This window comes from Ewingella sp. AOP8-B2-18 (assembly GCF_052376015.1).
Lineage (GTDB): Bacteria > Pseudomonadota > Gammaproteobacteria > Enterobacterales > Enterobacteriaceae > Ewingella > Ewingella allii.
The window spans coordinates 393,480-403,957 of the sequence record NZ_JBQSVB010000004.1; the positions used below are offsets into that span (position 1 = coordinate 393,480).

Consider the following 10,478-nt stretch of genomic DNA (forward strand, 5'->3'; position numbering starts at 1 on the left):
GGAAATCGCCTTCGAAAAAGAATGAATCGGAGCCTGAAGTAACGGGGGCGGCGTACCGTCCCCCGCAGGCCAAGGTAACGCCGGGCGTTACCTTTCTTACTCTTAAAGCTGAGTTAACTTCTGCAACATCTGGTCGGATGTTGATACTGCTTTACTGTTGATCTCATACGCGCGCTGGGTCTGAATCATGTTGACCAGCTCCTCCGCCACGTTAACGTTTGAGGTTTCAACATAGCCTTGGTACAGCAGGCCTGCGCCGTTCAGGCCCGGCGTGCTTTCCGTTGGCGCGCCAGAACTTTGGGTTTCCTGATACAAGTTTTCACCGGTGGACTCTAAGCCTGAGTCATTGATGAAAGTGCTGAGCGTCAGTTGCCCTACCTGCTGCGCTGCCGCCTGCCCCTGCACGGTCACGCTGACAATGCCGTCACGGCCGACGGTGATTTTCAGGGCGTTAGCAGGGATGGTGATAGCCGGGATAACCTGATAACCACTGGAGGTCACCAGCTGACCGTTTTGGTCAACCTGGAAAGAGCCGTCACGGGTATAGGCTGAGGTCCCGTCAGGCAGCTGCACCTGGAAGAAACCCTGCCCTTTGATGGCGATATCTTTACTGTTATCCGTCTGCGACAGGTTGCCCTGCGCGTGGATACGCTCGGTAGCGACCGGGCGAACACCGGTACCGATCTGCAAGCCTGACGGCAGATTGGTCTGCTCGGAAGACTGGGCACCCGGCTGGCGGATTGTCTGATACAGCAAATCTTCAAACACCGCGCGCTGGCGTTTGAACCCGTTGGTGCTGACGTTCGCCAGGTTGTTGGCGATGACGTCCATGTTGGTCTGCTGCGCGTCAAGGCCAGTTTTCGCGATATATAGCGATGGGATCATGTTGTTACTCCTCTGCCGCCGTTAGGTCATCGACAGCAGTTGGTTGGCGCGTTGTTCGTTTTCATCCACGCTGTGGATGACCTTCATTTGCATTTCAAAGCGACGGGCGTTGGCAATCATGTCAACCATGGTTTCCACCGGTTTGACGTTGCTGCCTTCCAGCGTTCCCGGCATCACGTGGATGGTCGGGTCGGCCTGCAGGGTATTGCCCCGAGCCTGGGCAGTGGCCGGCGTGAGACGGAACATGCCGTCATCGCCACGGGTCACTTCACTGCCGTTGGCTTTCACCAGTTTTAACTGAGCCAGCTGGCCCATGGTGTTAGGGTCCGCACCCGCCTCGAGCACCGAAATGGTGCCGTCGGCCGAGATGGTCAGTTGCGCATTCGGCGGCACTTCAATCGGGCCGTTGTCACCCATCACTGGGTTCCCCTGAATGGTTAACTGATTGGTCGGCGAAACCTGAAGATCCCCGTTTCGGGTATAGGCTTCAGAACCATCAGGCATCTGCACCGCCAAAAAGCCGTCCTGCTGTAACGCGACGTCGAGCGGGCGACCGGTGTAGTTCAGCTGGCCCTGAGTCATGTCGGCACCCGGCGTTGAAGCCGTCACCAAAGTACGTGTCTCAAGGCTTGGCCCATCGACCGGCACCGCGCGCAGCGCCATCAGTTGGGCACGAAAACCCGGCGTTGAGGCATTGGCCAGATTACTCGCGGTGACCGACTGCTGGTTCAGCGTCTGGCTGGCAGCACCCATCGCGGTGTAGATAGCGTGATCCATAGTGCGTTCCTTTTGCGTCTGTCATTCAGCGCGATTAGCGCAGGTTGACCAGCGTGTTCAGGATCTGGTCCTGGGTTTTGATGGTCTGCGCGTTCGACTGGTAGTTACGCTGAGCCACGATCATGTTGACCAGCTCTTTACTCAGGTCGACGTTTGACGCTTCCAGCGCCCCGCTTTTCATCTCACCAAAACCGCCTGCACCCGCAATGCCGGTGATTGGCTGACCAGAGGACTGGGTGGCGGACCACACGTTATCGCCTTCGGATTTCAGACCTTCCGGGTTAGAGAAGTTAGTCATCACGATCTGACCCAACAGCTGGGTTTTCTGGTTGGAGTAGACGCCGGTGATGGTGCCGTCGTTATTGATTTGGTAGCCGGTCATCTGGCCCGCGGCATAACCATCCTGATTCAACGCGCCGATGCTGTTACTACCGGTATTCTGCTGAATACTGCCAAGGAAGCTCAGCGAGACGTTTTGCGGCGTCGTAGCACCGTTGGTGCTGTTATCCATCGGCAGAGTGAAAGCAAAAGCCGTCGCAGTTGGCGTGCCGTCAGCATTGGTGGTGCTCGCCAGAGTACCGTTTTGGTTGAAGTTCAAGGTGCCTAGCTTGCCCGCTTTAGAGCCTGAAACGCTGGTATCTTGTGAATAGACGTCCCAAGAGTTCGGGGTCGCTGGGTTAGATGACTTAACGAAATACACGTTGTTGTCATGCTTATTACCCAGTGAGTCATAGGTGGTAATGGTGTTGACGTAGTTGTAGCTGTCCGGATCTGAACTGGAGAAAGTGGCGTTTTTCGGCAACTTGTCGCTGGAGTTCAGGTTAGCCACCATCAGGCCGCTGCTGCTTGGCTTGGCGATCATCATGGTGTTCGGAATGGTCAACGGCACTGGCTGTGCGCCCTGAGCGATGGTTGGCGGAGTCCCGGTTGCCGGGTAGCCCGTCACGCTCAAACCTTGGGTGTTCACCAGATTGCGTTTGTCATCCAGAGAGAGCTGGCCGTTACGCGAATAGAACACGCCGCCGCTGGAGTCAGTCAGGCGGAAGAAGCCGTTGCCGCTCAGCGCAACGTCTAAACCACGGTTGGTATTGGTGGTGGTACCGTCGCTGAAGTCCTGAGTAATAGCTGCCACTTTGACACCCATACCTACTTGAGAACCGGCGAACATGTCGGCGAATGAGGCGGTGCCTGATTTGAAACCAGCGGTGGCGGAGTTGGCGATGTTGTTACCAATCACGTCCAGGTTGGTCGATGCTGCATTCAGGCCGCTGACTGCTTGGTTAAAGCTCATGGTCTACTCCTTTTTGCCTGTCATCCTTCTTGTTGCAAGGCTGTAGCCAGCCCTAAAACGAGAGTGATTAAAAGCAAAATCAATAGGTTAAAATTATAAATTTCTGTTTATGCTGCTGTGTGAAATCTTCAATCTGCTACAAAATCTGTCGAACGTTGGCGAGCGTGGTGGTGCCGCGCACGCCGAGATCCAGCACTGCGCCGGAGCTGTCATTGGTAACGCCGTTGACCAGCGCGTAGTTCAGCGCGGTGGCGACCATCTGCTGGCCGCCGTTGGTCGAGTTGATGCTGAAGGTGTATGCGCCGTCCGGTGCCGCCGTGCCGTCATCCTGCTTGCCGTCCCAGGTGTAGCTGTGGACGCCGGCAGTCTGTGAACCCAGCGCGATGGTTTTCACCACTTTGCCGGTGGAGTCACTGATCACCACATTGTTGGTGTCCGCCGCGCTTTCGAGTTGCAGGCCAAACGGCGTGGTGCTGACCTTGCCGTCAGAGCTGCCCACCAGAATCGCCCGCCCTTCAATCATCACCCCGTGACCAATCAGCGCCGTGGCCTGAACCGACTGGTTGCTGTTGATCTGGCCGGAAATGCTGCCCAAGGTGGTGTTGAGTTTTTCGATGCCGCTCACGGTATTGATTTGCGCCAACTGGCTGGTGAGCTGGGCGTTATCCATCGGGTTGGTAGGATCTTGGTTCTTAAGCTGGGCGACGAGCAGGGTCAGGAAGTTATTCGACAGATCATCCGCCGTGGATTTCGGCTTGCTGTTGTCGGTATTAATGGTGTTGTCGGTGCTGTCGTTGACTGAACTTAAAACTGACATAAGCGGCTCCGTTATTGACCCAATGTCAGGGTTTTCATCATCAACGATTTGGTGGTATTCAACACCTCGACGTTGGCCTGATAGCTGCGTGAGGCGGAGATGGTGTTAACCATTTCGCTCACCACGTCGACGTTGGGCATCTGCACATAACCCTTGGCATCCGCCATGGGGTTGCCAGGCTGATACACCATGCGCATGGGGGCGGGATCATCCACCACCTCGGCCACTTTCACGCCACCGGTTTCTTGGCCAGGCGCGGCGTTGACTTGAAAGACCACCTGCTTGGCGCGGTATGGCTGACCATCCGGGCCGGTCACGCTGTCGGCGTTGGCCATGTTACTGGCGCTAACGTTCATGCGTTGCGACTGGGCAGAAAGCGCCGAACCGGCGATATCAAAAATGTTGAGCATCGACATACTGGTTATCCTTGAAGTACCGACATCATGCCTTTCACCTGCCCGGTCAATACGGTCAGGTCAGTCTGATATCGCACACTGTTATCCGCGAAATTGGTACGCTCACGGTCCATATCCACCGTGTTGCCATCCATCGACGGCTGATCGGGAATGCGGTACATCAGGTCAAGATCCGGGCCTGAGCTGGTCGCCGCTGGAATGTGGCGCGCGTTGGTTAACTCCAGCGACATGCCGCTGCCGTTAGCTCGCCCTGCTTCCATCACTTTCTGTAACTGACTGGCGAAATCGATATCGCGCGCCTGAAACCCCGGGGTGTCGGCGTTGGCGATATTCGCCGAAAGAATTTCTTGCCGCTGGGCGCGCAGGTTGAGCGCTTCCTGTTGGAACTGTAGTGCGGCGTTCAATTTGTCGAGCATGCGCCCTCCGCAAAGTGAGAATTTGGAGCCGACAGCATAAATCCCTATGTCAACAACCTATCGCGGGAATAAGCGCAAAATGCCCCGCTATTTGTCCCTTTAGGAAATGCAAACTGCGGGTAGACTTGTCGCCAGAAGTGGGGTTCCCCCCAAAAGCCATCATGACGAGGCGCAAGGCGAAATGACTAAGCTGAAGAGTGGACAAGCAGGCGCGTTTTTACTGAGCCTGATACCGGGTGCAGTGCTGGCAGCAGCGCCGGCGGCGTCAGACAATAACAACACGCCCTTGGCTGGACATATTCAGCAGTTTTTCAGTCAGCAGTACGCCGGTAATGGGACTCAGGTGAAAAGCCTTATTACCACCCCTGCCGCCCGCCAGCCGCAGTGCCTTTCACCACAGCTTTCTCTTTCTCCCAATGCGCGGCCTTGGGGAAATGTCTCCGTGGCGGTGAACTGCAACGGGCAGAAAAGCTACGTGCAGGCACAGGTGCAGGTCAGTGGCAGCTACTGGGTGGCGGCGCGAAACGTCTCTTCCGGCGCGCATCTGACTCAGGCCGATATGCAGCAGAAAACGGGGAGATTGGACTTATTGCCGCCACGGGCTATTCTTGACAGCCAGCAAGCCATCAACGCGGTGACGCTGCGCAATATTAATGTCGGTCAGCCCCTAACTTTATCGATGCTGCGCCGCCCGTGGATGGTCCACGCGGGGCAGGAAGTTCAGGTACAGGCGACGGGAACCGGGTTTAATGTTTCCAGCTCTGGCAAAGCGATGAATAACGCCGCCGCCAGTGAAACCGTGCGGGTCAGAATGCCTTCCGGGCAGATTGTTAACGGCAAAGTAGCAGCAGATGGCACGGTGAGCATCGCCATCTAGCGAATGTTTCCCTGCCATTGCAATAAAGGCTAAAGTTTTTCCGTAAAGTGTCGATAACCTGATATCAAAGCCGCAATTTGACGGCATATCAGATTGGGAGAAGTATTATGAGCATCGAACGCACTCAGGCATCGCAACCGGTTAGCCCGATTCAACAGCGCGATCCGTCTGACACCAATGCGCAAGTGACACGCAAAGAAAGCACCAACAGCGCGCCAGTTAGCGGCACGGCTGTCACCCTGAGTGATGCTCAGGCCGTGCTGACCAAATCAAGTTCACAAGACATTAATACTGCACGTGTAGAACAGTTAAAGCAGGCTATCCGTGACGGCAAACTGACGATGGATACCGGCAAAATCGCCGATGCGTTGTTGCAGGACACGCAGGCCTATCTCAACGATATTTAAGTCAATAAGCTTAAGTTGAAAGGTAAAGAAGCCCGATGAAAGATTTTATCAAGACCATGAAGACGCTGGTGGAAACGCTGGAAGCGCTGGATTTGATCATTCAACATGAACAAACCCTGCTCTGCTCAGGCCGCGTCAATGGGGTAGCTTTGCAAAATATAACTGAACAAAAAAGCTCCCTGCTGACCACCGTCGATTATCTTGATAAACAGCGTCGGGAACATGACGCGAGATTGAAGCAGACTGCGCCCTATTCGCGTCAGCCTGAAATTGCTGCCATGTGGAAGGCCGTGGTTCAACTGAGTGAGAAGCTCAGCGCGCTAAACCGCCACAACGGTATGCTGCTCAATAAGCAAATTGACTACAACACGCAGGCCATGGCCATTCTGGGCGCCAGCCAAACGCAAAAGCTTTATGGCCCAAACGGCCAGACTTCAGTCAGCGGGCAGACCGTGCGTAAAATTTCGGTATAACTTCTCCAACTTTATCCTTCTTTCTCCTGCTCATAAATTCCCAGCCTGCCAAAACTCAGACAAAAAAATATCGCCGATATCAGCGATATTTTTGTGATTGACGGCAGGATTGGTTTTAAAAGCCAGCCCTGGCAACCCATTTAGCGATAATTCACGATCACCTGCTGACTCACCACGCGCAGCGGCGGGTTTAGCCTGCCTTGTCCCTCGACGCCAAATACCAGCCTGAAAGAAGACTGCGCCGACTGACCAAAGAAGTTACGCGTTTGCCCCTGCGCGGCATCCAGCTGCTGGCAGCGGTTGCTGCTACTGCACAGCTGCACCTGCAAACCCGCCGGTTCCGGACCCAGCAGGCTGTAGCTCCAACTTATAGTATCGATAACCGCCGAGGGCATCTGCATCACTGGCGCGTTGGCTGATGGGCTTAGCGTTGAAGCAGAAGCCATCTGCCCGCGATTTTGTAGCGTGATGCCCGCCTTGCTGTCCGACCAGGAGCCAGAGGCCGCCAGAGCGGACACCGAGCAGCACATGATTAAAAGCCCCGTAGCCATTTGTTTCATCATTACTCTCCGCCAATGGTGGCAGTCATACGAATCTGGCGGCTGTCGCTCATCTCCAAATTCGACATCACGGCAATTTGCGGCAGTGAACGACGCAGGAAGCGAGACAGCAAAGCGCGCAGCGCATGGTTGACCAGCAATACCGGCGGCGCTCCATTGACCTCCTGTTGTTGCAGCGCGGTCTGGGCCTGCGTCAGTAGACGCTCCGCCAGCCCCGGCTCCAGCCCGCCGCCGCCCTGCAGTGCTTGCAGCAGCAGGCGCTCAAGGGCGGTATCTAATCCAATAACCTGCACTTCACCCGTGCCCGGGAACCACTGTTGAGTGATTGCCCTGCCCAGCGCGACGCGCACCACGGCCGTCAGTTCGTTGGCGTCAGTTTGATTTGGCGCATGCTCGGCCAGAGTCTCAATAATGGTGCGCATGTCGCGAATAGAAACGCGCTCCGCCAGCAGGTTCTGCAATACTTTATGTAAGGTAGTCAGCGTTACCACGCCCGGGATGAAGTCCTCAGTCAGCTTCGGCAACTCTTTGCTGACGCGCTCCATCAGCTCCTGCGTTTCCTGACGGCCAAACAGCTCTTGCGCATGCATGCTGATCAGGTGGTTAAGGTGGGTGGCCACCACGGTACTGGCTTCCACCACGGTAAAGCCCTGAATTTGTGCCTGTTCGCGCAGCGCCGGTTCAATCCACACGGCGGCCAGGCCAAAGGCCGGATCCTGAGTCACTTCACCCGGCAATTGACCAATCGCGTTGCCAGGGTTAATCGCCATCCAGCGGCCCGGATGAGCCTCGCCGGAACCTATTTCCACCCCTTTCATCAAGATGCGGTATCCGGCTGGCGGTAATTCAAGATTGTCGCGAATATGGATAACCGGCGGCAGATAGCCCATCTCCTGCGCGAACTTCTTACGAATGCTGCGGATACGCCCCAGCAGCTCGCCGTTCTGCGCGTGGTCCACCATCGGGATCAGGCGATAGCCGACTTCCATACCCAAAGAGTCTTCCAACTGAACATCCGACCAACTGGCTTCCACCAACTGCTGGCTTTCGGTATTCACCTGCACCGTCTCTTTCGCCACTGCCGGTTTCTGCTGCTGGCCGCGAGTCCACCACGCCAGAGCCAGTAAAGCCCCGGTGAACAGCAGGAAGACGAAGTTCGGCATACCCGGCACCAGACCGAGCAGGCCCAAAACGCCGGCGCTGAGCATCATCACGCGAGGGTTGCGGAACAGCTGGGTGACCATCTGCTCGCCGACATCTTCATTGGTGCCCACGCGGGTAACGATAACGCCCGCCGCGGTCGAGATAACCAATGCTGGGATCTGCGCAACCAGGCCGTCACCGATGGTCAGCAAGGTGTAGCTTTCAGCCGCGTGGCCGAGATCCATTCCGTGCTGCAACACACCCACCAGAAGGCCGCCAACCACGTTGATCACCATGATCATCAGGCCCGCGATGGCGTCGCCGCGCACGAACTTACTCGCACCGTCCATTGAGCCGTAGAAATCGGCCTCCTGAGTCACTTCGGAACGGCGTTTTTTCGCTTCTTCTTCGCCAATCAGCCCGGCGTTGAGGTCAGCGTCAATGGCCATCTGTTTACCCGGCATTCCGTCTAACACGAAACGCGCGCCCACCTCGGCAATACGCCCGGCACCTTTGGTGATAACCATAAAGTTGATCAATACCAAGATGATGAACACCACGATACCGATGGCAAAGTTACCGCCAACCAAGAAGTGGCCGAACGCTTCAACCACACGCCCCGCCGCCCCTGCGCCGGTATGGCCTTCGAGCAAAATGATACGCGTTGAGGCCACGTTGAGGGACAGTCGCAACAAGGTAGAGAACAGCAGAATGGTTGGAAAAGCAGCAAACTCAAGGGTGCGCTGGGTGAACATCGCCACCAGCAACACCATGATCGACAGGGCAATGTTAAAGGTAAACAGCAGGTCGAGGATGAACGGCGGCAAAGGCAGCACCATCATCGACAAAATAATCAGGATCAGGATAGGCCCGGCGAGCACCTGCCATTGTGTATCTTTGAAGCCCGGTAAGCGCAGCAGCGCGGCCAGATTACCCATGTGTTTCTGTTTCTCCAGCAAAGTCCAATGCTTCAGGCACCGGTAAATGTTCAGGTTTTTTCGGGATTAATCCACCTTCACGCTTCCAGCGCTTAAGCTGATACACCCACGCCAGCACTTCCGCGACCGCGGCATAAAGCGCGGCGGGGATCTGCTGACCAATATCACTATGACGGTAAAGCGCACGCGCCAGCGGCGGGGCCTCCAGCGTCGGAATTCTATGTTCGGCAGCCAGTTCTTTTATGCGCAGCGCCACGTCACCCGCCCCTTTCGCCAACACTTTCGGCGCGCTCATTTTGCTTTCGCTATATTGCAGCGCAACGGCGTAGTGCGTCGGGTTGGTAACAATAACGTCGGCCTTAGGCACGTCGGCCATCATGCGGCGACGCGCCATGGCCCGCTGCTGCTGGCGAATACGGCCTTTAACGTGCGGATCGCCTTCCTGACTCTTAAACTCGTCGCGAATGTCTTGTTTACTCATCCGCAACTTTTTAATGTGGCTCCAGATTTGCCAAAAGACGTCGAACGCCACCATTGGGATCAGCCCGAATACCACCATCATGGCGCAAAACGCCACCATGCTAAGAGCCTCGGCCAGCGCCGGAATGGTAGGCTGCGCCATCAGGCGCATCATGTCCTGCCAGTGATGCCACAGGTAAAGACCGCAAATGAAGCCAACAATGGTGGCTTTCAGAATGGCTTTCAGGAGTTCTGCCAGCACCTGCGCTGAAAACATGCGCTTCAGCCCGGCAATGGGGTCCAGACGATTGAGCTTCGGCGCAAAAGATTTGCCGCTAAAGTTCAACCCGCCGAGCAGCAGAGGCGCGGCCAGCGCAACCAGAACTAACCCACCAATTACGGGCAGCAGTGCCCAAACTGCACGCCCTAGCAACGACGCCATTTGCCGCAGCATTTGCCGGTCATTGCTGATGATGTCGTGATCGAAATTCAGACCTTGTGAAATCATCACCGCTAACTGCCGCGCCATCGACTCCCCGGATACCCATAGCAATGAAAAACCGGCCCCCAGCATCAGCATGGAGGTCAGTTCGCGCGAGCGCGGTATCTGCCCTTCTTCGCGGGCCTTTTCAAGCCTGTGGGGTGTGGGGGCTTCGCTTTTTTCGAGATCGCTTTCTTCAGCCACCGGTCGGTTCCTGTTGGTGCATCATCCATCGCCAAAAAGCCATGGATACAATTTCAGGCATAGCATGCCAAAACCTTGTGGGTCTGATTGCTGGAACAAAGGGGATAAATGGGGGTTATTCTTGAGATAAATGGCTTGAAGGTGATTGCTGAGATTACGCCACGCGCAACTATAGAACGCGGAGTGACTTACCCAGCGAAGGTTTTTTCATGACAACTTTCATAATTCCTCTCATATTGCCATGAAATGGAGCCACATAATTAAATAAGCGGGTAATGACTCCAACTTATTGATAGTGTTTTATGTTCAGATAATGCCCGATGACTTTGTCATG

12 protein-coding genes are annotated in these 10,478 nt (G+C 55.6%); 3 read left to right on the top strand and 9 right to left on the bottom strand.

Features of this window, described 5'->3' with window-relative positions; genetic code table 11:
* Positions 1-102: 102 nt before the first annotated feature.
* The 6 genes from flgG to flgB form a co-directional block, all read right to left on the bottom strand.
* Positions 103-885: a flagellar basal-body rod protein FlgG gene (gene flgG / locus ACT3RR_RS11560; protein ID WP_353501871.1), complete on the bottom strand. Its 783-nt coding sequence runs from the start codon at positions 883-885 to the stop codon at positions 103-105.
* 21 nt (positions 886-906) lie between these two features.
* Positions 907-1,662 (bottom strand): flagellar basal body rod protein FlgF, encoded by a 756-nt coding sequence (locus tag ACT3RR_RS11565; protein WP_353501870.1) that lies wholly within the window; start codon positions 1,660-1,662, stop codon positions 907-909.
* A gap of 34 nt (positions 1,663-1,696) precedes the next feature.
* Positions 1,697-2,953 (bottom strand): flagellar hook protein FlgE, encoded by a 1,257-nt coding sequence (gene flgE / locus ACT3RR_RS11570; RefSeq protein ID WP_353501869.1) that lies wholly within the window; start codon positions 2,951-2,953, stop codon positions 1,697-1,699.
* 136 nt (positions 2,954-3,089) lie between these two features.
* Positions 3,090-3,770 carry a flagellar hook assembly protein FlgD gene (flgD, locus tag ACT3RR_RS11575; RefSeq protein WP_353501868.1) on the bottom strand — a complete coding sequence of 227 codons (681 nt, stop codon included), beginning with the start codon at positions 3,768-3,770 and terminating at the stop codon, positions 3,090-3,092.
* Positions 3,771-3,781: 11 nt separating this feature from the next.
* Positions 3,782-4,186, bottom strand: coding sequence for a flagellar basal body rod protein FlgC (gene flgC / locus ACT3RR_RS11580; RefSeq protein ID WP_353501867.1), 405 nt, complete (start codon positions 4,184-4,186; stop codon positions 3,782-3,784).
* A gap of 5 nt (positions 4,187-4,191) precedes the next feature.
* Positions 4,192-4,602, bottom strand: coding sequence for a flagellar basal body rod protein FlgB (flgB, locus tag ACT3RR_RS11585; RefSeq protein ID WP_034789994.1), 411 nt, complete (start codon positions 4,600-4,602; stop codon positions 4,192-4,194).
* Positions 4,603-4,783: 181 nt separating this feature from the next.
* Here flgB and flgA point away from each other — a divergent pair, with 181 nt between their 5' ends.
* From flgA to ACT3RR_RS11600, 3 genes are all read left to right on the top strand, one after another.
* Complete coding sequence (gene flgA / locus ACT3RR_RS11590) at positions 4,784-5,479, top strand: flagellar basal body P-ring formation chaperone FlgA (RefSeq protein WP_496200357.1); 696 nt, start codon at positions 4,784-4,786, stop codon at positions 5,477-5,479.
* A 107-nt stretch (positions 5,480-5,586) separates the two neighbouring features.
* Positions 5,587-5,886, top strand: a complete 300-nt coding sequence (gene flgM / locus ACT3RR_RS11595) for a flagellar biosynthesis anti-sigma factor FlgM (RefSeq protein ID WP_353501865.1) — start codon at positions 5,587-5,589, stop codon at positions 5,884-5,886.
* Between the two features lie 35 nt (positions 5,887-5,921).
* The gene (locus ACT3RR_RS11600; protein WP_034789986.1) at positions 5,922-6,359 is read left to right on the top strand and encodes a flagella synthesis protein FlgN; all 438 of its coding nucleotides are present in this window, start codon (positions 5,922-5,924) and stop codon (positions 6,357-6,359) included.
* A 140-nt stretch (positions 6,360-6,499) separates the two neighbouring features.
* On the opposite strand, the gene ACT3RR_RS11605 is transcribed toward ACT3RR_RS11600, so the two are convergent.
* From ACT3RR_RS11605 to flhB, 3 genes are read right to left on the bottom strand one after another with little or no spacing between them, the layout of a single operon-like run.
* Positions 6,500-6,922, bottom strand: coding sequence for a flagellar protein FlhE (locus tag ACT3RR_RS11605; protein ID WP_496200358.1), 423 nt, complete (start codon positions 6,920-6,922; stop codon positions 6,500-6,502).
* Positions 6,922-9,000 (bottom strand): flagellar biosynthesis protein FlhA, encoded by a 2,079-nt coding sequence (gene flhA, locus ACT3RR_RS11610; protein ID WP_496200359.1) that lies wholly within the window; start codon positions 8,998-9,000, stop codon positions 6,922-6,924. The genes ACT3RR_RS11605 and flhA overlap by 1 nt, the downstream gene beginning before the upstream one ends.
* Positions 8,993-10,144, bottom strand: coding sequence for a flagellar biosynthesis protein FlhB (flhB, locus tag ACT3RR_RS11615; RefSeq protein ID WP_353501861.1), 1,152 nt, complete (start codon positions 10,142-10,144; stop codon positions 8,993-8,995). The genes flhA and flhB overlap by 8 nt, the downstream gene beginning before the upstream one ends.
* Between the last annotated feature and the right edge of the window lie 334 nt (positions 10,145-10,478).